General features: G+C 71.7%; 20 protein-coding genes. 9 read left to right on the forward strand and 11 right to left on the reverse strand.

From position 1 onward, the window contains the following. Positions 1 to 51 precede the first annotated feature (51 nt). The 7 genes from AC07AB_RS15490 to AC07AB_RS15520 all read right to left on the reverse strand — a co-directional run bounded on the left by AC07AB_RS15490 (position 52) and on the right by AC07AB_RS15520 (position 7,549). Positions 52 to 1,305 (reverse strand): sensor histidine kinase, encoded by a 1,254-nt coding sequence (locus AC07AB_RS15490; protein WP_478565971.1) that lies wholly within the window; start codon positions 1,303 to 1,305, stop codon positions 52 to 54. Positions 1,306 to 1,328: 23 nt separating this feature from the next. Then, on the reverse strand, positions 1,329 to 2,069 hold the full coding sequence (locus tag AC07AB_RS15495; RefSeq protein ID WP_478565974.1) for an ABC transporter permease: 741 nt from the start codon (positions 2,067 to 2,069) through the stop codon (positions 1,329 to 1,331). Then, positions 2,066 to 3,022, reverse strand: coding sequence for an ABC transporter ATP-binding protein (locus AC07AB_RS15500; RefSeq protein WP_478565977.1), 957 nt, complete (start codon positions 3,020 to 3,022; stop codon positions 2,066 to 2,068). The genes AC07AB_RS15495 and AC07AB_RS15500 overlap by 4 nt, the downstream gene beginning before the upstream one ends. Positions 3,023 to 3,190: 168 nt before the next feature. After that, the gene (locus AC07AB_RS15505; RefSeq protein WP_478565980.1) at positions 3,191 to 5,692 is read right to left on the reverse strand and encodes a hypothetical protein; all 2,502 of its coding nucleotides are present in this window, start codon (positions 5,690 to 5,692) and stop codon (positions 3,191 to 3,193) included. Positions 5,693 to 5,880: 188 nt separating this feature from the next. After that, a complete protein-coding gene (locus AC07AB_RS15510) occupies positions 5,881 to 6,411 on the reverse strand; it encodes a DUF6113 family protein (protein WP_478565983.1) in 531 nt (176 codons plus the stop codon). Then, on the reverse strand, positions 6,411 to 7,295 hold the full coding sequence (mshB, locus tag AC07AB_RS15515) for an N-acetyl-1-D-myo-inositol-2-amino-2-deoxy-alpha-D-glucopyranoside deacetylase (RefSeq protein WP_478565986.1): 885 nt from the start codon (positions 7,293 to 7,295) through the stop codon (positions 6,411 to 6,413). The genes AC07AB_RS15510 and mshB overlap by 1 nt, the downstream gene beginning before the upstream one ends. Before the next feature lie 59 nt (positions 7,296 to 7,354). Then, entirely contained in the window at positions 7,355 to 7,549 is a 195-nt protein-coding gene (locus AC07AB_RS15520; RefSeq protein WP_030878306.1) for a hypothetical protein, read from the reverse strand. 295 nt (positions 7,550 to 7,844) lie between these two features. Between AC07AB_RS15520 and AC07AB_RS15525 the strand changes: the two genes are divergently transcribed. From AC07AB_RS15525 to AC07AB_RS15550, 6 genes are all read left to right on the forward strand, one after another. After that, positions 7,845 to 9,959, forward strand: coding sequence for a S9 family peptidase (locus AC07AB_RS15525; protein WP_478565989.1), 2,115 nt, complete (start codon positions 7,845 to 7,847; stop codon positions 9,957 to 9,959). A 428-nt stretch (positions 9,960 to 10,387) separates the two neighbouring features. Then, entirely contained in the window at positions 10,388 to 11,422 is a 1,035-nt protein-coding gene (locus AC07AB_RS15530) for an ABC transporter permease (RefSeq protein ID WP_478565991.1), read from the forward strand. A gap of 78 nt (positions 11,423 to 11,500) precedes the next feature. Then, positions 11,501 to 13,297 (forward strand): ABC transporter substrate-binding protein, encoded by a 1,797-nt coding sequence (locus AC07AB_RS15535; protein ID WP_478565994.1) that lies wholly within the window; start codon positions 11,501 to 11,503, stop codon positions 13,295 to 13,297. A gap of 123 nt (positions 13,298 to 13,420) precedes the next feature. Beyond that, positions 13,421 to 14,401, forward strand: a complete 981-nt coding sequence (locus AC07AB_RS15540; RefSeq protein WP_478565997.1) for an ABC transporter permease — start codon at positions 13,421 to 13,423, stop codon at positions 14,399 to 14,401. Positions 14,402 to 14,484: 83 nt separating this feature from the next. Beyond that, entirely contained in the window at positions 14,485 to 15,561 is a 1,077-nt protein-coding gene (locus AC07AB_RS15545) for an ABC transporter ATP-binding protein (RefSeq protein WP_478566000.1), read from the forward strand. Between the two features lie 9 nt (positions 15,562 to 15,570). Continuing rightward, positions 15,571 to 16,641 (forward strand): ABC transporter ATP-binding protein, encoded by a 1,071-nt coding sequence (locus tag AC07AB_RS15550; protein WP_478566002.1) that lies wholly within the window; start codon positions 15,571 to 15,573, stop codon positions 16,639 to 16,641. Positions 16,642 to 16,782: 141 nt separating this feature from the next. On the opposite strand, the gene AC07AB_RS15555 is transcribed toward AC07AB_RS15550, so the two are convergent. Both AC07AB_RS15555 and AC07AB_RS15560 read right to left on the reverse strand, forming a co-directional pair. Further along, on the reverse strand, positions 16,783 to 17,646 hold the full coding sequence (locus AC07AB_RS15555; RefSeq protein ID WP_478566004.1) for an SCO6745 family protein: 864 nt from the start codon (positions 17,644 to 17,646) through the stop codon (positions 16,783 to 16,785). A 92-nt stretch (positions 17,647 to 17,738) separates the two neighbouring features. Further along, a complete protein-coding gene (locus AC07AB_RS15560; RefSeq protein ID WP_478566006.1) occupies positions 17,739 to 18,443 on the reverse strand; it encodes a GntR family transcriptional regulator in 705 nt (234 codons plus the stop codon). A gap of 160 nt (positions 18,444 to 18,603) precedes the next feature. Here AC07AB_RS15560 and AC07AB_RS15565 point away from each other — a divergent pair, with 160 nt between their 5' ends. Continuing rightward, positions 18,604 to 19,143 (forward strand): YbhB/YbcL family Raf kinase inhibitor-like protein, encoded by a 540-nt coding sequence (locus AC07AB_RS15565; RefSeq protein ID WP_478566009.1) that lies wholly within the window; start codon positions 18,604 to 18,606, stop codon positions 19,141 to 19,143. A gap of 431 nt (positions 19,144 to 19,574) precedes the next feature. Here AC07AB_RS15565 and AC07AB_RS15570 read toward each other — a convergent pair whose 3' ends face one another. Then, complete coding sequence (locus AC07AB_RS15570; protein ID WP_478566012.1) at positions 19,575 to 20,714, reverse strand: D-alanyl-D-alanine carboxypeptidase family protein; 1,140 nt, start codon at positions 20,712 to 20,714, stop codon at positions 19,575 to 19,577. A 551-nt stretch (positions 20,715 to 21,265) separates the two neighbouring features. On the opposite strand from AC07AB_RS15570, the gene AC07AB_RS15575 reads away from it, so the two are divergent. Further along, positions 21,266 to 21,937, forward strand: coding sequence for a hypothetical protein (locus AC07AB_RS15575; RefSeq protein ID WP_478566015.1), 672 nt, complete (start codon positions 21,266 to 21,268; stop codon positions 21,935 to 21,937). A gap of 231 nt (positions 21,938 to 22,168) precedes the next feature. Here AC07AB_RS15575 and AC07AB_RS15580 read toward each other — a convergent pair whose 3' ends face one another. Next, on the reverse strand, positions 22,169 to 22,909 hold the full coding sequence (locus AC07AB_RS15580; RefSeq protein ID WP_478566018.1) for a helix-turn-helix transcriptional regulator: 741 nt from the start codon (positions 22,907 to 22,909) through the stop codon (positions 22,169 to 22,171). A 93-nt stretch (positions 22,910 to 23,002) separates the two neighbouring features. Between AC07AB_RS15580 and AC07AB_RS15585 the strand changes: the two genes are divergently transcribed. Further along, positions 23,003 to 23,887, forward strand: coding sequence for an NAD(P)H-binding protein (locus tag AC07AB_RS15585; protein WP_478566021.1), 885 nt, complete (start codon positions 23,003 to 23,005; stop codon positions 23,885 to 23,887). Positions 23,888 to 24,037: the final 150 nt, after the last annotated feature.

Genomic DNA, 24,037 nt, shown 5'->3' on the forward strand with positions numbered 1-24,037 from the left:
AGGGCCCGTCCCCGCGGACCGCCGCGGACCGGCGGCTCTCCGCCCGTACGGTCAGGGCCCCACCTCCACATCCGGAGCGGCGGGGGCGGCGCGGCGGGACAGCGGTACGAACGCCCGCAGCACGAAGCCGCCGTGCTCCCCCTGCCCCGTCTCCAGGCGGCCGTCGGCGAGCTGGAGCCGTTCCGAGAGGCCCGTCAGCCCGTTCCCGTACTCGCCCCCGGGCCCCCGGCCGTCGTCCGCGACGGTCAGCCGCAGCTCGTCGCCGTGCTCCTCCAGCGTCACCGTGCAGCGCCGCGCGCCGCTGTGCCGCACCACGTTGGTGACGGCCTCGCGCAGCGCCCAGGCCAGCGCGCCCTCCTCGTCCAGCGGCAGATCGGGGTGGTCGGCCGGGGCCCGGGACAGGTCGCCGTTGATGCCCGCGGCGGCCAGGGCCGTACGGGCGCCCGCCACCTCGGCCTCCAGGGTGGGCCGGCGGAAACCGCTCACCGCCTCCCGTACGTCCACGAGCGCCTGCCGGCTGACCCGTTCGATGTCCGCGACCTGCTGGGCGGCGCTGTCGGGGCTGGCCGGGAGCATCCGCCCGGCCAATTCGCTCTTCAGGGTGATCAGGGAGAGCGAATGGCCGAGGAGGTCGTGTAGGTCGCGGGCGAGCCGCAGGCGCTCCTCGTTGGCGGCGAGATGGGCGACGGTGGCGCGGGCCTCGCGCAGCGCCTGGGTCGTACGGACCATCTGGCGCACCCCCATCATCGCGAAGCCGCCGAGGAAGGAGGGGATCAGCAGGGCCGCCGTCATGGTGCCGGCGTCGCCGTCCATCAGCAGCCCCACGGAGATCAGTACGACGGTGACGAGCGGGACCGCGATGCGGGCTCCCCGCATCGGCAGCACCGCGCCGCAGGCGACGGAGACGTAGACGCAGAGGACCAGCCACGGCCCGCCGAGGGTCAGCGCCAGCACGATCCCGAGCGCCATCAGGGCGGCCAGGGCCACGAGGACGCGGGCCCCGCGCAGTGCGGGAACGGTGTGGCGGAAGACGAGGGCGAGATAGCCGGAGACGAACGCGAGCAGCCCGGCCCAGCCGAGCACGGTGCCGGTCGCGCTGTGGTGGCCGTCGAGCAGATCGGAGACCGGCGCGGCCATATAGGCCAGCCAGATGCCGATCCACAGCAGCTTGACGAACGACTGCCGGAGGTTCTTGGGCTCCTGGGCTATGGCGAGCCCCCGGCTGATCTCCTCGTCCTCCTCCGTCAGGTACTGCCACAGCCTGCCGCTCGCCCGCGAGCCGTTCCGCTCTCCCCGTCTGGTCATCCTCGCGCCCTCTCCGTCGGCCGTCAGGCCTTGCGGGTGTCCTTGCGGTACAGCCAAGCGGCGGCGCCGGCGAAGAGCACGAGATAGACGGCGAGCAGTGCGATGTCCTTGGCGTGCGGCGCGTCGCCCAGCTCGATGGCCTGGCCGAGCCCGGCGTACGCGTGGGTGGGCATCCAGTCGGCGATGTTCTGCAGCCACTGCGGGAAGGTCGTGGTCGGCATCCACAGGCCGCCCATGACTGACAGGCCGAAGTAGATGATCATCGTGATGGGGCGTACCGCGTCGCCCGTGGCGAGGTAGCCGACGGCCACGCCCAGCGCGGCGAAGACGATGCTGCCCGCCCAGATCGCGACGACCAGTGCGACCCACTGCCAGGCCGCGTCCAGCCGCACGCCCTTGACCACGACGGCCACCAGGAAGACGACGACGATCGACGGGAGCGTCACCACGGCGGCCGAGGCGATCTTCGCGGCCACGTAGCCGCGGCCGGGCAGCGAGGTCAGCCGCAGCTGCCGCACCCAGCCCTTCTCGCGCTCCCTGGCGATCCGCTCGCTGTTGCCCATCAGGACGGCGGTCAGCGAGCCGAAGGACGCCATGGACACCATGAAGAGCAGCGGCAGCGACAGATGGGTGTCGCCGACCGTCTCCGAGGTCGCGCCGCCCGCGATCAGCAGATAGAGCGCCGAGGGGTACAGCACCGAGAAGAACATGAACTTCTTGTTGCGCAGGGTGCGCTTGATCTCCAGGTTGATCAGGGTGTTCATCGGTTGTCCCCCTCCTCGGCGGTAGCGGCGTCGGTGATCGCTATGAATGCCTGCTCCAGGCCGAGCCCGGCGACCTCAAGGTTGCGCGGGTACAGCCCGAGCCCGAAGAGCGCGTGCACCGTCGCGTCGGCGTCGTGCGACTGGATGCGGACCGTACGGCCGGACACCTCCACGGCCGACAGGCACGGCAGTCCGCGCAGCACCGTCTCGTCGATGCGGCCCTCCAGGTCGAAGACGATCCGCCGGGCGCCCGCCTTCGCCTTGATCTCGGCCGCCGAGCCGTCCGCGAGGACCCGGCCCCGGTGCAGCACGATCACCCGGTCCGCGATGGCGTCGGCCTCTTCGAGGTAGTGCGTGGCGAACAGGACCGTACGGCCCGCCTGCGCCTGTTCCCGCATCGCGCCCCAGAAAGCCTGGCGGACCGTCACATCCATGCCGGTGGTCGGCTCGTCGAGCACGATCAGGTCATTGGGGCCGGCCGTCGCGAGCGCGAACCGCACCCGCTGCTCCTGGCCGCCCGAGAGCTTGTTGACCATGCGGTCGGCGATCTCGGTGATGCCCGCGCTCTCCATCACCTGCTCGGGCGGGTACGCGCGCGGGTGCAGGTGGCACGCGAGCCGCACGATCTCGCGGACCTTCACGTCCTCCATCAGGCCGCCGCTCTGGAGCATCGCGCCGACCTTGCCCCGCGCGATGGCCTGCTGCGGCGAGGTGCCGAAGACCTCGACGGTGCCGGAGTCCGCGTTGCGCAGGCCGAGCAGCAGGTCGAGGGCCGAGGACTTGCCCGCGCCGTTGGGGCCGAGCAGCGCCACCGTCTCGCCCGGGAAGAGCTGGAAGTCCAGGTCGCAGACGGCGCGCACGCTGCCGTAACTCTTGTTCACATTGCCGAAGCTGACCACGGGAGCGCCGGTGCGGCGCTCGTCCCCCGTGAGTTCGATCGCTGAAGTGGTCATGCGGACCACCTTCGCGTACGCGGGCGGCGCGCGGCAGTGTCAGCGGTCGTGAGCTGAAGATGACAGATGTCATGGGTCGCGCCGTGACCGAGCCCCCGCACCGGGCGGTGCGGGGGCTCCTGCGGTCGTGCGGTACGGCCTTCGTCAGGTGCCGTTGGTACGGCCTCGTCAGGTGCCGTTGACCGGGATGACGCCGACGCGCTCGCCGGGCGTCTTGCCGAGCAGCGCCTTGCCGAGGGCCACCGCGACGTCCTGCGGGGTGACCGGGGTCTTGGCGCCGTTGCCGCGCTGGATCTGCACGCCCTGGAAGGTCGTCCCGTACAGCTGCTTGAGGACGGGCAGGTTGTAGCTCTGGACCAGCTGCCCGTTCACCACCTTGACCGAAAGGATCTTCGGCAGCGACAGCGCCGGGCTGAACGGGATGCTGTGCGCGGGGTCGGTCTGGACGGTGACGAGACCGGACATCGCGGGCTTCGCGAACTCCTTCATCATCCGGTCGACCTCGGCGTTGCTGACCGCCGGCTGCCGGTTGGCGCTGGGCAGCGCCGTGACCTTGTCCTGACCGGTGGCCGCCCGCTGGCGGTAGGCGTCCGTCACGGCCGCGATGGCCTTCTTCGTGTCCAGCCCCTGGTGCGCCTTGCCGTACACGGGCACGGCCTGGCCGGGCTCGAACTTGATCGTGCCGTCCTTCGCCCCGGCCGTGCCACCGGCCAGCGTGTTGAGGGCGGAGGTCATCTTCTCGTCGTCCGCGACGATCTGCGGCTCGGCGTGCCGGGTACCGCCGAACAGCGAGCCGATGACGGTGACCGGGTTGTACTCGCGGCCCGCCACGCCGCGCACGGTGGCCTGGGTGTCGACCGTCAGGCCCGCCACGGACGGCTTCAGCTCGCCCTGCTTGCCGGCGACCGACACCTTCAGGGGCGCGGTCTTGCGGTTGCCCAACGCCTTGTCGAGCTTCTGGACCGCTGCTTCCTTCGTGCTGCCGCCGATGTCGACGCCGAGGACGGTGGTACCGGCCGGCACGTCCGAGTGGTCGAGCAGCAGTCCCGCGCCGTACGCGATGCCGACGAGGGCCACGAGCCCGCCGCCGAGCAGCACGATCTTGGAGCGGCCCTTCTTCTTCGCCTTCTTCGGCGCGGCCTTCGCGGCGGCCGGGGCGGGCGCGGCCGTACCCGGCTTGGGCGCCGGGACCGCGACGCGCGGGGCGCCGCTGTCGACCGCGCCGGCGCCGGCCTGCCCGGGCGCGCCGGAGACCTGGCCGTCGGCCATCGCCGCCGCCGGGAAGAGCGGCTTGGCGCGGGCCTCGGAGGGCGGTACGACCGGGATGCCGCTGACGAGGGTGTCGCTGGACGTACGGTCCGTCGAGGCGCTCGCCGCGCCCGGCGCCGGTGCCTCCGCGCCGAACGGGGGCTTCCCCTCCTGCCCGGCGGGGGCCTGCGGCGTCAGCCGCGCGGTGTCGTCGGCGCGCGGCGGCGCGCCGCTCCCGGAGCCCGAGCCGGGTGCTGCCCCGGCGCCTGCGGCGCTCCCGGCGGCCCCGCCGGGACGCGAGCCGAAATCACTGCCGAGGCCGGCGTCGGGGCCGGAGCCGAAGGGGAAGCCGGAGCCCGTACCCGGACCGGCTCCCGCACCCGCACCCGCGCCGAAGCCCGCACCGGGGCCGCCGGAGCCCGCGCCCGAACCGGAGACCGGGCCCGGGCCCGTGCCCGAACCCGAGCCGTAGGCCGGGCCGGAGCCCGTCCCCGTGTTGGAGCCGAAGCCCGTACCGGGCCCGCCGGAATCGCCGCCGGTGCCGAAGCCCGTACCGGATCCGCCGGTGCCGCGCCCCGCGTCCGGGCCGGAGCCGAAGGGCTGGCCCGAGCCGGGGGCCGTGCCCGCCGGGCGGGCGGGCGGCGTGCCGGGGAAGCCGCTCGGCGGCTGTACCCGCGGGGAGCCGGCCGCCGGGGTGTCCGTACGGGCCGGGGGCCCGTCGGAAGAGAACGGGGAGCCGACGCGGCCGCCCATGTCCGGGGCCTGGAACTCCTGAGTGGTCTCGGCCGCCGCGGCCGGCCGCGGGGTCGCACCGGTCGTCGAGGAACCCGAAGCCCCCGACGGCGCGGCGGGCTTGCGCGGCGCGAACCAGTCGCTGGTCTTCTCCTTCTGCCCCGGGCTCTTGCCCTGGCCCTTCCCCGGATTCTGGCCCGGATTCTGGCCCGAGCCCTGCCCCGGAGCCCCTGGCGCGCCCGTAGGCGCTCCGGCTCCGGGCCGCAGCGGGTCGGACTCCGGGCGCGGCCCCGGCGTGGCCGGCGGCACCGCGGAGGCGGGCGCGCCCGGCGTGCCCGGCGCTCCGTGCCTGGGGGTGCTGCCCGTACGCTCGCCGTCCTTGCCGGAACCGGCGGCGTTGCCGCCCCCGGTCTGGGTCGGGTCGTCAGCGACCGGCGTGCGCATCACGACCGGCGGGATGGGCCGCGAGCCCGGGATGTTGATCCGAATCCGGGTGGTCAGCGTGGTCTCGGTCTTCGGCTCCTCCGGCTTGGGTGCCACGGTCGGCTCCTCTGCGCCTGCGCCGACTTCGTCCTGCGTGGGATGCAGCGACGGATACTGGCGGGCTCCGTACGGCGGGGTCCCCGACGGGTACGCGGTGCCACCGCGCCCCTGGGACCCAGAGGACGAACTGTCAGATTCACGGCTCAATGCAGGTTCTCCCAGTTAGCTCCGCCGCCCGTCATGACCTCGTGCGGGCGGCTCGGCGGCGCGCACCACCATACTGGCCACCGCACACGCGTACTTGACGTCCGCCGGGCCGCCGTCGAGGGCGGGGGCCGGGTAGGGGGTTCGGCGGACCGACCTCCGTAATCGGACGTCAAGCGGAAAACGTCACGTCACTTACCAAGTCGGGCTGTCGATCTGTCCGGTTGCGCCGCTTTCGGGAGCGTGGCACACATCACAGCCGCGAACATCCCGCCGAGCAGGAAAACGTAGGTGCCGAGCCCCGCCCCGAAGAGGAAGTCTCCCTCCGGCCGGGTCGCGGTCAGCAGCAGCACGACGATCAGCCAGCCCGCGCCCGGCGCGGCCCCGCCGGCCCGGCTGCCGGTCGCCTTCACCCCGCCGTAGCACAGGGCCGCCAGCCCGAGCAGGGCGAGCAGCAGCCCGCCGGGGAACCAGCCGGCCTGTACGAGCGCGCCCGCGATCCCGACCAGCGCGCCGAGCACGAGCAGGCCGAGGAACGCGGCGATCCGCCCCGCGGTCATCGGCTTGGCCAGGCCCGTACCGAAGACCGCGCGAGCGGCGTCGGCCGAGGCCCCGGCGGGCCGGCCGGACGCGCCCGGCCCACCGGACTTGCCGGTTCCGCCGGGCGTGCCGGACTTGCCGGACGCGGCCTTGGCGCGCTTCGCGCCGTCACTCGCGGCCATCACAGCGCCACCCCCGCGAACAGGTCGTCCTCGCGGGACGCGCCGGCCGCGCCTCGTACGAGCTGGTAGTACTCCGTCGAGAAGAGCGGCTGTCCCAGATCGTTCGAGAGCGCGAAGAAGGGGCCGTCCACGGCGATCTGGGTGGCGTGGGCGCGCATCGCGGCGGTTTTGGCCGCGCTGTGCGCCGAGCCGTCGATCGCCGCCGTGATGTCCGCGTCGTCGACGACGCCGGGCACGTCCTCGGTGGAGGCGATCTCGGGGAAGGGGCTCTCCTTCCCGGCGGCGCGCAGCCGGGCGAATCCCTCCTCGATGACGGAGAGCGGTACGCGGTTCCAGTAGATTTTCGCGATCGTGTGGGCCGCGCCGAGGTCCGGCCGGAAAGCGGGGTCGGCCGCCAGATCGGCGGCGCGCATCGCGACGCGGTGCGCCTGGATGTGATCGGGATGGCCGTAGCCGCCCTGCGGGTCGTAGGTGATCAGCACCTGCGGCCGCACCTCGCGGATCACCTCAACGAGGTACCCGGCGGCCTCGTCCGGTTCCGCCTGCCAGAAGGAGCCCGGGCGCCCGTTCTGCGGAGCGCCCATCATCCCGGAGTCCCGGAACCGGCCCGCGCCCCCGAGGAAGCGGTGGTCGGTGACGCCCAGCGCCTTCATCGCGGCGGCCAGCTCGCCCACGCGGTACGGGCCGAGCTCGTCGTCCCGGTCGGCGGCGAGGTGGGCCAGTTCGGGCGGGATCACCTCGCCCTCCTCGCCGAGGGTGCAGGTCACGAGCGTGACATGGGCGCCCGAGGCCGCGTACGTGGCCATGGTCGCGCCATTGTTGATCGTCTCGTCGTCCGGGTGGGCGTGCACCAGGAGCAGTCGGCGGGCCGGAAGGTCACTCATGGGAACAGCGTACGAGCCGCGCGGCGCCACCGGACGACGGGAACCGGCTCACCGCCCGATCAGAACTTGAGGTTGCCGATCATCCCCGCGACGTTCGTCGTCAGCTGATGGAGCGTCGGGGCGACGGACGAGCTGGCCAGGTAGAACCCGAGCAGCATGCAGACCGCCGCATGACCTGCCTTCAGCCCGGACTTCCGGACCAGCAGGAAGACGATGATCGCCAGCAGCACCACCGCCGAAATCGAGAGTGCCACAGCGGTTCACCTCCAGGGACGCGCGGTCGGATGGACAGCCTTGAACGCAGGCATGGGGAAGCCAAGGAAATGCATACCCACTATGCGCGAGTGATCATAACTTTCCGTACGCGCGCATGAGTCGGTGCACGGGAGCAGAACGGGGCGCACACGCACCCCGGCCTCGGCATCCGCACCCGGCGGATATGCCCCCGTCCGTAGGCCAGTTGATGTTTCAAACGACAAGATCACGTGCAGAGAACCCCGTACTGCGGCCGAAACCGTAGGGACAGGGGACGAAACGTAGGGTCGGACCATGACCTTTCCGCGGCAGCACGCCCGTACCCAGCGCTTCACCCTCGGCGCCCCGCGCGCCTTCACCGTGTCCCCCGACGGTTCGCGCGTCGTCTTCCTGCGCTCCCGGACAGGCACCGATCGAGCGAACGTCCTCTGGGTCCTCGACCTCGACGAGAACCGCGAGTACCCGGCGGCGGACCCGCACACGCTGCTCGGCGGCGCGGGCGAGCGGCTGTCCGCCGAGGAGCGCGCCCGGCGCGAGCGCACCCGCGAGGGTTCGGCGGGCGTGGTGGGCTACGCGACGGACGCGGCGGCCGAGTCGGCGGCGTTCGCCCTCTCCGGCCGGCTCTTCGCCACCGACCTGCGGTCCGGCGCGGCGCGCGAACTGCCCGTGCCCGGGCCGGTCGCCGACCCGCGCCCCTCCCCCGACGGGCGGCACATCGCCTACGCCGCGGACGGCTCGCTGCGCGTCGTCGCCGCGGACGGCACCGGCGACCGCGCCCTGGCCGGGCCCGACGGCCCCGAGGACCCCGCCGTCTGGGGCCTCGCCGAGTTCATCGCCGCCGAGGAGATGGACCGCTACCGCGGCTTCTGGTGGTCCCCCGGGAGCGACGCGCTGCTCGCCGCCCGCGTCGACGACTCCTCCGTGCGCCGCTGGTGGATCGCCGACCCCGCCAACCCGGACCGCGAGCCCACCGAGCAGGCGTACCCGGCCGCCGGCACCCCGAACGCCGAGGTCGCCCTCGCCCTGCTGCGCCTCGACGGCACCCGTACCGACATCGTGTGGGACCGCGACCGCTACCCCTACCTGGCGCGCGTCCACTGGTCGGCGGACGGGCCGCCGCTGCTCCTCGTCCAGGCCCGCGACCAGCGCTCCCAGCTCCACCTGGCCGTGGACACCGAGACCGGCGCCACCCGCATGCTGCACGCCGACGAGGACCCGGTGTGGCTGGATCTCTTCCCCGGCGTGCCCGCCTGGACGCCGGACGGCCATCTCCTGCGGATCGCGGACGAGGGGGGCGCGCGGGTGCTCGTCGTCGGCGACCGCGCCCTGACCGGGCCGCAGTTGCACGTGCGGTCCGTACTGGACGTGGGCGGCAACGACGTGCTCCTCGCCGCGTCCGCCGGGCCCGAGGCCACCACACCGGAGACCGGCGAGGTGCACGTCTACCGCGTCAACGAACTGGGCGTGGAGCGCCTCTCGCAGGGCCGGGGCGTGCACTCGGCCGTACGCTCCGGCGCCGTCTCCGTCTTCCTCACCGCGTCGCTGGAGCGCAGCGGGGCGGCCGTCGAGGTGCTGCGCGACGGCAAGCGGGTCGCCACCGTGGACTCGTACGCCGAGCAGCCCGAGCTGACCGCGCGCCCGGAGCTGACCGAGGCCGGGCCGGACCGCATCCCCTGCGCCGTCCTGCTGCCCACCGGCTACCGCGACGGCGACGGCCCGCTCCCCGTCCTCATGGACCCCTACGGCGGTCCGCACGGCCAGCGCGTCGTCGCCGCGCACAACGCGTATCTGACCTCGCAGTGGTTCGCCGACCAGGGGTTCGCCGTGGTCGTCGCCGACGGCCGGGGCGTCCCGGGCCACTCGCCCGCCCGTGAGAAGGCCATCCGCGACACCATGGCCGACGTGGTCCTCGACGACCAGGTCGCGGCGGTACGGGCGCTCGCCGACCGCTACCCGCTGGACCTGGGCCGGGTCTCCATCCGCGGCTGGTCGTTCGGCGGCTATCTCGCGGCCCTCGCGGTGCTGCGCCGCCCGGACGTCTTCCACGCGGGCGTCGCGGGCGCGCCCGTCACCGACTGGCGGCTGTACGACACCCACTACACGGAGCGCTATCTCGGCCACCCGGACGAGCAGCCCCAGGTGTACGCCGCCAACTCCCTCGTCACGGACGAAGGGCTGTCGGGCGCGGCGGCGGAGGTCCGGCCGCTGATGATCGTGCACGGCCTCGCCGACGACAACGTGGTGGCCGCGCACACCCTGCGGCTGTCCTCGGCGCTCCTCGCGGCGGGCCGGCCGCACGAGGTGCTGCCACTGTCGGGCGTGACGCACATGACGCCGCAGGAGCAGGTCGCGGAGAATCTGCTGCTGCTCCAGGTCGATTTCCTCAAGCGGTCGCTGAACATCGGCTGACCCTTCGGCCGGCGCGCGCCCCGGCCGGCGCCGGGAGCGCCGTACGGCCCGTACGCCCCGTGCGGCCCGTGCGGCCCGCGAGGCACCCTGTTCCGCGTCCCACCCCGTCGGCGCAGTGCGACGGGTCGGACGCGGGCAGGGGCCCGCCCATCCAGTCGCCGGAATATCTCAATACCCCTTGCGCACCTCGCTATTCAGTTCGCCGCCGCGTACCGAAAGCCATTGTCAAGCACGCCCGCACCTCGATCTGCACAACCTTCGCTCAAGATACGAAGGAACATCGCATCCGCTGCTGACGCCCTCTTGACCGGCCTATGACTTCATTGCAAAAGTCCGCTCAACTCGCGGCGCACACAGCGCCCGCGACGGCTCCACGAGTTGACAGTGCGGACGACCAGTGCGGACGACCAGTGCGGGGGCTTCACGCGATGACGAGTCCTTCCCAGGCCGCGGCGGCGGGGGCCGGCGGCGCCTCCCCTCTCGACCCGCTGAACGTCACCCCGGGCGGCGGGGATTCGGGAAAACTGGTCGGGCGGTCGCCGGGCCAGTTGATGTGGCGGCGCTTCAAACGCGATCGCACGGGCGTCGTATCGGCGTTCGTCGTCCTGTTCTTCCTGCTCGTGGCCATCGCCGCGCCGCTGATCTCCAAGGTGTACGGGAAGGACCCGACGACGACGTACGGGCTCGACAAGCCGGGTCTGCTCAATGAGTTCGGGTATCCGATCCAACCGAACGGCGGCATATCCGGAGAATTCTGGTTCGGCATCGAACCGACGCTCGGCCGGGACGTGTTCACCCAGCTCGTCTACGGAATCCGCACCTCGCTGCTGATCGCCACGATCGCCACCCTGCTCTGCGTTGTCACGGGCGTGCTCATCGGGGTCACCGCCGGTTATATCGGCGGCCGGACCGATTACTTCCTGGGCCGCTTCATCGATCTGCTGCTCGCCTTCCCCAGCCAATTGTCCTTCGTCGCCTTCACCCCCGTCGTGTACTCCCTCTTCGTCAGCCCGGAGAAGGAGACGCCCACCTATCTGCGGGTGGTGACGCTGATTCTGGTGCTGTGGCTGCTCGGCTGGATGGGGATGGCCCGGCTGCTCCGCGGCCAGGTGCTCAGCCTGCGGGAACGGGAGTTCGTGGAGGCCGCGAAGGTCACCGGGGCCGCGCCGTGGCGCATCATCACCAAGGAGCTGCTGCCCAATCTGTGGACGCCGATCCTGGTGCAGACGACGCTGATGCTGCCGACGCTGGTCACCGTGGAGGCGGGGCTGTCCTTCCTCGGCGTCGGGATCGTCGAGCCGACCCCCGACTGGGGCCGCATGTTCAAGGCCGGCGCCGATTACTACGAGAGCGACCTCACCTACATCTTCTTCCCGGGCATCGCCATGATTGTTTTCGTGGTCGCCTTCAACCTGCTCGGGGATTCGGTCCGGGACGCATTCGACCCGAAAACGAACCGCTAGGCGACGCCACGGATATCGGCGTCACGGTATCGACGCCACGGATATTCATCCGACACCCCTAGGCAGGAGCAACGAATCATGACTTCGTCTCCCCAGCACAGAGCCCGGCTCGCCGCCGTCGCTCTGGCCACCGGAGCCCTCGTGCTCACCGCCTGCAGCAGCGGCGGCGGCGGGGGCGGTGGCGGTGGAAAGGAACAGGGGCCGTCCGGGGACAAGAACAAAGCCTCCAACTTCACGATCGGCACCGAGGCCGATTCGAAGGGCCCCGCCCCCGAAGTGCCCGGCGCCAAGAAGGGCGGCGCCGTCACCGTCCTCCAGCGCGACGCCTTCAACCACCTCGACCCCGGTCAGATCTACTACTCCGACATGCTGACCGCCCAGATGCTCTACAACCGCTCGCTCACCTCCTACAAGGTGGACGTCTCGGGCAAGGCCAAGGTCGTCGGCGACCTCGCCACCGGCCCCGGCACCCCCTCCGACTCCGGCCGGACCTGGACGTTCAAGCTCAAGGACGGGCTGAAGTTCCAGGACGGCTCGCCGATCACGTCGAAGGACGTGCGGTGGGGCATCGAGCGGCTCTACGCCGACTTCGAGACCGATGGCCCGATGTACATCCCGCAGTGGCTCTCGGGCGACGGGACCTCCTTCCGCAAGGCGCTGCCGGACGGCCCGTACAAGGGCAAGCACCTGCCGTCCTCGGTGCTGGACACCCCGGATGCCAAGACCGTCGTCCTGCACTTCCGCAAGCCGCACGCGGACACCCCGTTCGCCACCGCGATGCCCAACATCGGGGCGGTGAAGGCGGCCAAGGACACCCAGCGCAAGTACGACAACGCGCCCTTCTCCTCCGGCCCGTACCAGGTGGCGGACTTCAAGGTCGGCAAGTCGCTGACGCTGGTGCGCAACCCCAACTGGGACCCGGCGACTGACCCGATCCGGCACCAGTACGCCGATCGCTTCGACATCGGCTTCGGCCACCAGCCGCAGGACCAGACGCGGCGCACCCTGGCGCAGCAGGGCGGCGACAAGAACTCGATGTCGTTCTCCAACGGCGTCGACCCGGGCATGACGCAGAACGTCCTGGACGACGCCGGCACCAAGGCCCGCCGCTTCGTGGAGATCCAGCCGTACGTCGACTACATCAGCTTCAACATGACCCGGCTCAAGGACGTCAAGGTCCGCAAGGCGCTGGCCTACGCGATGCCCAACGCGCAGATCCTCCAGCAGAACGGCGGCACGACCGCCGGCACCATCGCCACCAACTACCTGTCCCCGGCGATGAACGGCTACCGGGCCACCGACCCGTACGGGAAGAAGACGCACCCGGCCGGCGACGCGGAGAAGGCCAAGGCGCTGTTGAAGGAGGCCGGGAAGGTCGGCCAGGAGATCGTCTACGCCTACCGCAACACGGACGTGGAGCAGAAGGTCGCGGTGGTGGTGACCCAGGCGCTCCAGAAGGCCGGTTTCAAGGTCCAGAAGAAGGAGGTCGACGCCAATACCTGGCGGACGGCCACCTCCCAGGTGGACAACAAGTTCGACATCTACCGCTCCTCGTGGGGCGCTGACTGGCCGGTCTCCTCGACGGTCGTGCCGCCGCTCTTCGACGGACGGCAGATCGCGGACGGCAGCCAGAACTACGGGCATCTGAACAACCCGCGGGTCAACGCCGAGATCGACCGCATCAACGCGATCACGGACATCAAGCAGGCCGCCCCGCAGTGGGCGAAGCTCGCCGACAAGATCTTCACGGAGGACGTACCGGGCGTCCCGACCTTCTACAACCGCCTCTTCTCGCTGTGGGGTTCGGGGCTCGGCGGCATCAAGTACATGCCGGTGTACGGCACGGTCGACCCGACCAGCGTCTTCGTGAAGTAGCACCGGCCGCACGCGCGTCCGGGCCCGCCGCCCACCCCGGCGGGCCCGGACGCCCCCGGCCCCCGTCCGCCAAGGCCGCGCGCCCCTACCGGAACGCGCCCGCACCGGAAGAACCGCGATGCCATGCTTCGATTCCTAGCCCGCCGCTCGCTCGGCGCGCTCGTCATCATCCTGCTGATCAGCGCGATCACGTTCTTCCTGTTCTTCGCGCTGCCCGCCGAGCCGGCCCTGATGTCCTGCGGCAAGAACTGCACGCCGGACGCGCTGGCCGTCATCAACAAGAACCTCGGCCTGGACCAGCCCGTACCCGTCCAGTACTGGCACTACATGATCGGCATCTTCGCGGGCCGCGACCTGACCGTCGGCCACTGCCCGGCCCCCTGCTTCGGCTACTCCTTCTCCAATCAGCAGCCGGTCTGGGGCACCATCGTCGACCGCTACCCCACCACGCTCTCGCTGGCGCTCGGCGGCGCGTTCGTCTTCCTGATCGTCGGCGTCGGCTTCGGCATGATCGCCGCGGCCCGGCGCGGCACGGTCGTCGACAAGCTCTTCAGCTCGCTGTCGCTGATCGGCAACTCGCTGCAGATCTACTTCGTGGGCGTCATCGCGCTCGGCCTCTTCGTCAGCGGCGGGCTGCGCATCCTGGACGAGCCCGGCTACCACCCGTTCACGGAGAACCCCGGCAAGTGGTTCATGGGGATGCTGCTGCCCTGGCTGGTGCTGTCGATCATCTTCGTCGCCAACTACACCCGTATGACGCGCTCCCAGATGATCGAGCAGCTGAACGAGGAGCACGTACGGACGGCGCGGGCCAAGGGGCTCTCCCGCCGCGCCGTCTTCTTCCGCTACGCGTGGCGCGGGGCGCTGGCACCCATCGTCACCATCTTCGGCATCGACCTCGGCTCGCTCTTCGGCGGCGCCATGATCACCGAGTTCACCTTCAACCTGCACGGTCTCGGCAGACTCGCGGTCTCCTCCGTGACCGAGACGGACCTGCCGACGCTGATGGCCGTGATGCTCGTCGGCTGCACCGCGATCGTCATCGCCAACATCATCGTGGACGCCGCCTACGCCTTCATCGATCCGCGCGTGCGCCTCGCCTAGCCGAGCCGCTGCTCCGCCGACCCGCCGACCCGCCGAGTCACCCAGCCGCCCAGCCGCCCCCAGGAGCCTGGAGTACCACCGACGTGACCACTGTGACCCAGCCCGGCGCCGCCGGTCCCGCCCCGGACGCGGGCCCGGACCCGGACGACGCGTTCCTGTCCGTACGCGACCTGTACGTGCGCTTCGGCACCGAGGACGGCGTCGTCAAGGCCGTCGACGGCCTCTCCTTCGACCTCGCCCGGGGCCGCACGCTGGGCATCGTCGGCGAGTCCGGCTCCGGCAAGTCCGTCACCAACCTGACCGTCCTCGGGCTGCACGATCCCCGCAATACCGAGGTCAAGGGCGAGATCCGGCTGGACGGGGAGGAGTTGACCGGCGCCGGGGAACGGACCCTGGAGCGGCTGCGCGGCAACAAGATGGCGATGATCTTCCAGGACTCGCTGACCGCGCTCTCGCCGTACTACACGGTGGGCCGCCAGATCGCCGAGCCGTTCCGCAAGCACACCGGCGCCTCCCGCCGGGACGCGCGGCTGCGCGCGATCGAGATGCTGGAGAAGGTCGGCATCCCCAACCCGGCGCTGCGCGTGGACGATTACCCCCACCAGTTCTCCGGCGGCATGCGGCAGCGCGCGATGATCGCCATGGCGCTGGTCTGCGATCCCGAGCTGCTGATCGCGGACGAGCCGACCACCGCCCTCGACGTCACCGTGCAGGCGCAGATCCTCGACCTGCTCAAGGAGCTTCAGCAGCAGACCGGTTCGGCGATCATCCTGATCACCCACGACCTGGGCGTGGTCGCCAACACCGCCGACGACCTGCTGGTGATGTACGCGGGCCGGGTCATCGAGCGCGGCACGGTCCGCGAGGTCCTACGGGCGCCCCAGCACCCGTACACCTGGGGGCTGCTGGGCTCGATGCCGCGCCTCGCCTCGAACGTGGAGGAGCCGCTCACACCGATCCCGGGCGCGCCCCCGAGCCTGCTGTCCCCGCCGCCGGGCTGCCCCTTCCACCCGCGGTGCGGCTTCGCGGACGACGTGCCCGGGGACCGGTGCCGTACGGAACGCCCGGAACTGCCGGCCGCCCGGGGCGCGGCCTGCCACCTGACCGCGGAGCAGAAGCGGACCACCTTCACCGAGCAGATCAAACCCCGGCTGGGCTGAGGAGCGACTATGAACGAGATCCTCGTCGCCGAGGGGCTGACCAAGCACTTCCCCATCATGGGCGGCTTCCCGATCAAGCGGCGGGTCGGTGCGGTGCAGGCCGTGGACGGCATCGACCTGACCGTACGGGCCGGGGAGAGCTTCGGCCTGGTCGGCGAGTCCGGCTGCGGCAAGTCCACCACCGGCCGGCTGCTGACCCGGCTGCTGGAACCGACGGCCGGGAAGATCAGCTACCAGGGGCAGGACATCACCCACGCGGGCCGCAAGGCGCTGGCCCCGATCCGCTCCGAGATCCAGATGATCTTCCAGGACCCGTACTCGTCGCTCAATCCACGGCAGACGGTCGGCACGATCATCTCCGGCCCGATGGAGATCAACGGAGTCGACCCGGCGGGCGGCCGGGAAGCGCGCGTCCGCGAACTCCTGGAAATCGTCGGCCTCAGCCCCGAGCACTACAACCGCTTCCCGCACGAGTTCTCCGGCGGCCAGCGCCAACGCATCGGGGTGGCCCGGGCGCTGGCCCTGGACCCCAAACTCATCGTCGCCGACGAGCCGGTCTCCGCCCTGGACGTCTCCATCCAGGCCCAGGTCGTCAACCTGCTCCAGGAGCTCCAGCGCGAACTGGGCATCGCCTTCCTCTTCATCGCCCACGACCTGGCCGTGGTCCGGCACTTCTCGCAGCGCGTGGCCGTCATGTACCTGGGCAAGATCGTCGAGGTGGGCGCCCGCGACGACATCTACCAGCGCCCCCGCCACCCCTACACCCGCGCCCTGCTCTCCGCCGTCCCGGAGGCGGCCCTGGCCGACGAAGAAGAGGCCCCCCGCCAGCGCATCCGCCTCGCGGGCGACGTCCCCTCCCCCGTACAGCCGCCGTCGGGCTGCCGCTTCCGCACGCGGTGCTGGAAGGCCCAGGACGTATGCGCCCAGGAGGCACCGCCGCTGGTGCGTATCGAGGGGAACCGCGAAGGCCATCTGTCGGCGTGCCACTTCCCGGAGGCGCCGACGATGGAGATCGACCAGGACGTGGTCCTGGACCCGGCGCTGCGGGCGAAGGAGGGGGGCGGGCCGGGGGAAGGCTGACGGGAGAGGACGGAGTTCCGTCAGCGGCCCCGTGCGGTGACGAAGGCCGATGCGAGGAGGGCGTGGCGGGGGTGGGTGTTCTCCTCGAAAACCTCCTCGGCAGCCTTCGGGGCCCGGCGCGGGAGGGCCGGGCCCCGGCCCTCAGCCCTTGCCGAAGTGCACCGCCGGGAAGGCGCCCGCTGCGCTGAGGGTCGCGGAGAAGCCGCCGGCCAGTTCGATGAGGCGCGCGGTGGCCACCGGGCCGAGGTGGTCGTACGGGGCGGCGGCGAGGCGGTCGGTGAGCGCCTCGGCCTCCTCGCGCAGGGCCGTGCCCGCCTGCGTGAGGTCGCCCGCCTCGTCCAGCAGTCCGCGCTCGCGCAACTGGTCCCGGGTGGCGGCCCACTGCTCCGCGGACCATCCGCGGGTACGCATGAACAGTGCCGATGTCGGCGCCTTGCCGGTGGCGTTGTGCAGGACCAGCGCCTCGATTCCGGACAGGCCGGCGACCGCGAGGGCGGCGAGGTGACCGTCACCCCGGTGCTCGCGCAGCAGCGTCGCGGCGTGCCACAGGGCCAGGTGCGGTTCGTCGGGTATCGGGAGGCCGGCGTTGGCGGCGTAGAGCGGCCGTCCCTCTCGGCGGCAGGCTTCGGCGGCGCGCAGCGCCAGTCCGGCGGCCTCGGTCATGTCCGTGGACGTGAGGATCTCCTCCCCGAGCAGCCGCCGCAGCGTCCGGTCCGCGCCGCGCAGCCGTGCCGTGAGCACTTCCTCCGGCGTGGCGACGGTCCACGCGGCGGGTATGTACCGCTGCACGTGCTCGTGCCGGAAGTTGTAGAACGTCGCTGTGACGGTGCCCGCGCCGACGGCCCCGAGCGGTGCCGCGCGGCTCGCGAGGTAGATCATGGCTCCGCGCTCCAGCCCGAGCGCCGCGAGTTCGTCCGCCGGCTCGGGCGCGAAGTACACGGATGAGTGCAGAGGGTTGACGGCGTGGTGGCAGTGGCGAGCCGTGCTCGCCTCGAAGGTGGTCATGCTGCGGCTCCGGTGTCGGTGATCAGGTGTGGTCGTGTGGTCGTGCGGTCGTGCGGTCAGGCGGTCGAGGCGCATCAGGCGGTCGAGGCTCATCAGGCTTCGTCCGCGGGTTCGTGGTGGGAGCACTCGGTCAGTGCGGCCGCGGTCCGGGTGAGGTGCTGGGTCAGGACCCCGGCCGCGGCGTCGGCGTCGCGGGCCAGCGCCGCCTCCTCCAGCCGGCGGTGTTCCAGGGCGCCGTCCCGGTCGGGGTCGCGCTGCGCCGACCAGCGGCGGGCCAGTTCGCTCGCGGTCCACATCCGGTCGAAGGTCTCCAGCAGGACGGGGTTGCCGCAGCCCTCCAGCAAGGTGCGGTGGAAGACCCGGTGGGCTTCGGACCACGCGCCGCTGTAGTACTCGCCCTCCTCCGGTACGTACGCCGGGGTGCGGGCCAGCCGGTGGTGGGCGGCGCGTACCCGGGACTCCCAGTCGAGGTCGCCGCGCTCGACGGACATGCGCAGCACGACCGGTTCGACGGTCCGGCGAGCCTCCGCGACCTCCTGCCAGCGGCGGTCGGAGAAGGCCGGGACGGCGAAGCCGCGGTTGGGCAGCCGGTCGGCCAGGCCCTCGCCGGCCACCCGTACGAGCGCCTCGCGCACCACGGCCAGGCTCACGCCCTGCTCCTTGGCGAGGTCCTGCGGCTTGAGTGCGTCGCCGGGGGCGTACTCCCCGCGCATGATCGCGTCCCGCAGGTGTGCGTAGACCTGCTCGGAGAGCATCTGCTTTCCCGCCGGGGGCGAGGTGTGGGTCTTCTGCGTCATGCCTACACAATAGACGATCGAGAAGATAATCGATTATTGATGTTATGGTCGATCTCGGAAGTGAGCGAAACGATGACGGCGCCTCCGGCCCGCTACGACGGGACCGCCGGCCGCATCACCGCCACCCCACAGCCCTGCACGGCCTGAAAGGAACGACGCCATGAGCGCCAACGACCCCTTCGCCCGCCTCCCCGAGGCGGCCTCCTTCACCGTCACCAGCACCACCGTCACCGACGGCGCCGCCTGGTCGATCGAGCAGTACTCCGGCCTCTCCGGCATACCCGGCGGGAAGGACGCCTCCCCGCAGCTGTCCTGGAGCGGCGCCCCGGAAGGCACCAAGAGCTACGCCGTCACCGTCTACGACCCCGACGCCCCCACCGGCTCCGGGTTCTGGCACTGGGCGGTCGCCGACATCCCCGCCACCGTCACCGAACTGCCCGAAGGCGCCGGCGACGACACCGGCTCGGGCCTGCCCGAAGGCGCCTTCCAAATCCCCAACGACGCCCGCGCGGCCCGCTTCATCGGCGCCGCCCCGCCGGCCGGACACGGCCCGCACCGCTACTTCACCGTGGTACACGCCCTCGACACCGACACCATCGGCATCCCCGCCGACGCCACCCCGGCCGCCCTCGGCTTCACCATGGCCGGCCACATCCTCGGCCGCGCGGTCCTGACCGCCACCGCCGAGACTCCCGCCTGACCAACGGCTACGGGACCCGCCGAGCGCGACCGGGCCCTCTACGGGGCGGCGCTGAGGACCACGGCGAACGGGCTGGCCGCTCACCCCACCTACGCCGTCGCCCCGGGCGCCAGGCCCGTGGCCGGGCACGAAGGGGCGTCCGAAGCTGCGGGAAACAGCTCGGTCACACCCCTGGAGTCCCGCGAGTTCGCGAAAACTGAAGGTAGGTCAGCGGGAATCCGCGGGGTGGGCACCGCCATTCTGGTGGTCGGGCCCGTGGGTTCAGGGGGAACACGCTGGGTCAGGTACCGCGCCGCGTTCGCGGTCCGTAGCGACGCGTAAGTCGGCACCGGCCGCCCGCGAACGCGGAAAGCCCCCGCTCGTCCACCGTGGGGGTGGGGACGGCGCGGGGGCCCGCGGGTGAGCGCGTGCGGTGCGCGCTCAGTGACTGCTCAGTGGGCGAAGCCCCAGTCGAGCATCTTGGTGGCGTCGTCGAAACGACCCGTGTCGTCGCGGAGGATCGCGCCGACCAGCGTGCGGTTGTCGCGCTTGGCGGCGAAGACGACGCAGTAGCCGTCCTCCGGGCCGCTGCCGGTCTTGATGCCCAGAATGCCGTCGTAGCTGCCCAGCAGCTCGTTGGTGTTGTTCCAGGTGTAGTACCGGGTGTGGCCGTTGGCGGCCGGGGCCTCGGTCTTGTACTGCTTGTTCTTCACGACGTCGGCGAACACCGGCTGCAGCATCGCGCGCTGGCCGAGCTTGGCCAGGTCGCGGGCGGTGCTGTGGTTGTTGCCGTGCGAGATGCCGTCGTACGTGTCGAAGTGCGTGCCCTTCATGCCCAGCTGCTGCGCCTCGTCGTTCATCTGCCGCACGAAGTCGGCGATCCGCGCGTCCTCGGTGTTCCCGGAGCCGAAGTTGTCGGCCAGGGCCCGCGCGGCGTCCGAGCCGGACGGGAGCAGCATGGCGTGCAGCATCTGCTTGACGGTCAGCTTGTCGCCCGTCTGGAGATCCGCGCTGCTGGCGCCGACCTTCTGGACGTAGTCCCGGTACTCCTGCTTCACCTCGATCTGCCGGTTGAGCCACTCCGGGTGCTTGAGCACGATCAGGGCGGTCATGATCTTGGTGGTGCTGGCCATCGGCACGCTCTCGTCGGCCTTGGCCCCGCCCCACATCGGCCGCTCCTGGCTGCCGTCGCGGGCGTCCAGCAGGAAGGCGTGGTCGGCCTTGATCTGGGGAGCGGCCTGGTCCTTCGGGTCCTGCGCGGCAGCGGCCTTGGCTGCCTTCTCGGCCCTTTCCTTGGCAGCCTGCCGCGCCGTCTGGGCGTGGTCGGACTGCTGCTGCCCGTGCTGCGCCGCCTGGCCGTGCTGCGCCGTCTGGTCAGGGTGCGACTGCCGCTGCGCGTCCTGCTCGTGGCCGGCCGGGGCGTTGGCTTCGCCGCTCTGCTGGCCCTTCTCGTCTACGGAGTGCGCGGTACCGGGGGTGGCCGCCTCTGCGAGGCCGGCAGCGCTGATCGGCAGGGCGGCGCCGACGAGTGCGACCATCGCGACCCGGACCCCGGTGCGGTGTATCCGGTTGGGACGAGCGTGGGAACCCATGGGCATCCCTTCTCCCGGCGCGGGACGCCGGTATGTAGTTGAAACATGGTTCACGTTGAACTTACTTGTGTGATGACAGCGACTGTCAAGCGAGCTTTGTCATAGCCGCGTAACGGGGTTCACCCCTCGTGGAGATGTTGTGCAGGTGGCCTGTGGGCCCTGTGAGGTCGCTCGCGCGCGGTACCCGGCCGACTCCCCTGGGGCACAGAACCCCCGCCCGCACCCCTCCATTCGGCACTGGTCGCCAACTCCTGCGCATTGAGCCCCTTTTGTCCGTTCACGGCCCAGGTGTGCCCGGCCGCACAGACGGCTCTGCCCTGTCGGCCGCGCTCGGCAGGGACGGACGACCCCGCCCGTGAGGGCGGGGCGCGCAGGACCCGGCGACCGACCCGCGAGCAGGCGGCGCCGCCTTTCGCGGAGCGCTCCGCGTGTGCCTACGATCCAGTCAGGGTTGCAGCGCTTCGCTCAGCCGTTCGACTTTCTGCCTCGTCGTAGCCACCCGACGGGCAACGAGCCGAGCAGGACGCCACACGTGTAAGGAGCAGAAGGTCATGACACGACCAGAGTCCGGCAAGAGGCTCATGGGCTGGTCCACCGCCGTCACGTTGCTGGCGGCGGCGCCGCTTCTGGCAGCGTGCTCGGGCGACTCGCAGTCCCCTTCCGCCTCGCACTCCTCTTCCGCTTCGCACAGCGGCAGCCCCTCCGCCTCGGCCGGCGCGTCGGACGGCACCGGCACGCCGTCGGACGGCGGTTCCAGCGCACAGGCGGGCGGCCGGCCCACCGTGCCCGCCGCGGTCGGCGCCTGGGTCAGCGCGGTCATCGAGAAGGACGCGAAGCAGGCGTGCCTGCTCTCCGTGATGCCGGGCAGCGACTCGGCCCCGAAGGTGGCCGGCACCCCCCAGAAGTGCGACGCGGCGATGACGCAGAAGCTGGCCGCCGGCCTGAAGGCCATGAGCAAGGCGTTCACGCCGCAGAACGCCTCCGGCAAGCCGGCGGTGAAGGTCAACGCGCCCACCCCCAAGGGCGACAAGGCGGTCGTCCCGACGGCCGAGATCACCGTCGACGGAAAGCCCCTGCGGGCGATCATCCTGTCCCGCTCGCACGGCGTGGACCCGAAGACCTTCACGGCCAAGGTGGAAGCCGAGAAGGTCGACGGGAAGTGGTACGTCGGCGACTTCGACCTCGACAGCGGTCATCAGACGCACCGGCCGCAGCAGCGGTAGCCGAGGCGCGGCGTGATCTCCCGGTCATCCGGGAGCGCGGGTACCGCGCGGTGCGGGACGCGCGGCGATGAGGCGCAGGTCTGAGGTCCGCTGCGGATCTGACGCAGATCCAACGCAGGTGGGGCGCAAACCCGGCCCAGGTGCGACGCAAGTGGGGCGCAAACCCGGCGCAAGCCCGGCGCGGATCCGGACCAGATCCGGCGGAAGGGGAGGTCGACACGACCAGCCCCGTCACCGGGCACGCCCGCCGCCAGCGCCGCGCGAGCGCGGAGCGGTCCGGCCGAAGTCGGTGGTCAACCAGTGCTCGATGGATTCATCGGGGAATTCGTGGGGCTGGTATGTGCCCTCCACCGCGGAGATGCCGGTGATCCGGTCGAGACGGAAAGTGCGCCAGTCGTCCCGGTCGACGTCGAAGGCCACGAGATACCACTGACCGACGCGCAGGAAGTGGCGGTACGGCTCGGCCAGGCGCGTCGACGGCCGGTCGTGCTGGTCGACGTAGTGGAACCGCACCCTGCCGCCCTCGGCCACCGCGTCGGCGATCACGCCGACGGTCGCCGCCTCGACCGCGGCGCCGGGCTGCTGCAACACCTCGGTCGCGAGGTCGGTCGCGGCGGCGCGGCGGCGCAGCGGGCGGGGCAGAACCTGGTCGAGCTTGAGCAGGGCGCTCGATGCCACCGTCTCCTGGGGAAGCCAGGCGCGGATCAGGTGCAGCCCGGCCACCAGCGCCGTGACCTCATCGGCGGTGAACAGCAGCGGCGGGATCTTGATCCCGGGGTCCAGCCGGTAGGCGCTGCCCGGCCCCGGGCGGGCCTCGACGGTGTACCCGAGCCTGCGGAGCCGCTGGACGTCGCGCCGTACGGTACGGACGCTCGTACCGAGCCGTTCGGCCAGGTCGGCGGCCGTCCACTCGCCCCCCGGCCGCAGCAGGGTCAGCAAGGTCAAGGTCCTGGTCGTCGGATCGGGGTCCATGTGCTCAGCCTTCCCGGAGAGGCGGACGGTTTCAGGCCGCCTCTCCTCCTAGCCTGAAGTGCCCGAAGCCACGGCACCGGATGCGAGGAAGTCATGCGAATCGCTGTCACCACCCCGACCGGCAACGTCGGCCGCCACGTCGTCGCCACGCTGGTACGCGCCGGGGTCCGGCCGCGCGTTCTGCTGCGCGATCCCGGCCGGCTGCCCGCCGGTCTCCGGGACGAGGTGGACGCCGTGCGGGTCGACCAGTACGACGCCGACGCGGTGGCGGCGGCCACCGAGGGCGTCGACGCGCTGTTCTGGGTGGACCCGCCCTCCGACGGCGAGGATCCCCTCGCCGACTACGCCCGCGCCACCGGCAGCGTGGTCCGCGCCGTCACCGGCAACCGGATCGGCCGCGTCGTCTTCCAGAGCAGCGTCGGCGCCGAGAAGCGTCACGGTGCCGGTGAGATCGACGGCTTGGCGCACACCGAAACCGCCCTGGACGACACCGGCGTCGACGTCACCCACCTCCGCTGCGGCTACTTCTTCACCAACCTCGAACTTCAGCTCGCCGCCCTACGAGCCGGTGCGCTCCAGGTGATCCTGCCCCTCGACCAGCCCATGGCCTGGGTGTCGCCCCGCGACATCGCCGAGGTGGCCGCCACCCGGCTGCTCTCCCCCGCCTGGTCCGGACGGTGCGTACAAGCCGTCCACGGGCCCGCCGACCTCACCTGGCGACAGGTCGCCGAGATCCTCACCGCCGCCACCGGCCGTCGGATCGGCGTCGAGCGGATCACCGACGACGCCATGCGCGCCCAGCTCCACCAGGTCGGGATGTCCGACGGGCTGGTCGAGGCCGTCCTCGGGATGTCGACCGGCCTCCGCGAGGACTTCGTGCCCGAACAGCGCCGCACCGTCCGGACCACCACTCCGACCACGCTCGGCGCCTGGGCCTACGACCGCCTCCGGCCCCGGATCGCCGACGCGCCGTCGTGAGGCGTGAGGCGTGAGGCATGAGGCGAGAGGCGCGAGGCGTGAGGCGTGAGGCGCCGGCCCAGTACGTACGTCGAGTACGTCCACACGCCGAGTACGTCCGTACGCCCGGGGGGCGATCGCGCCGACTTGGGAAAGTCACACCCGTACGAA

This window comes from Streptomyces sp. NPDC044033 (genome assembly GCF_056434425.1).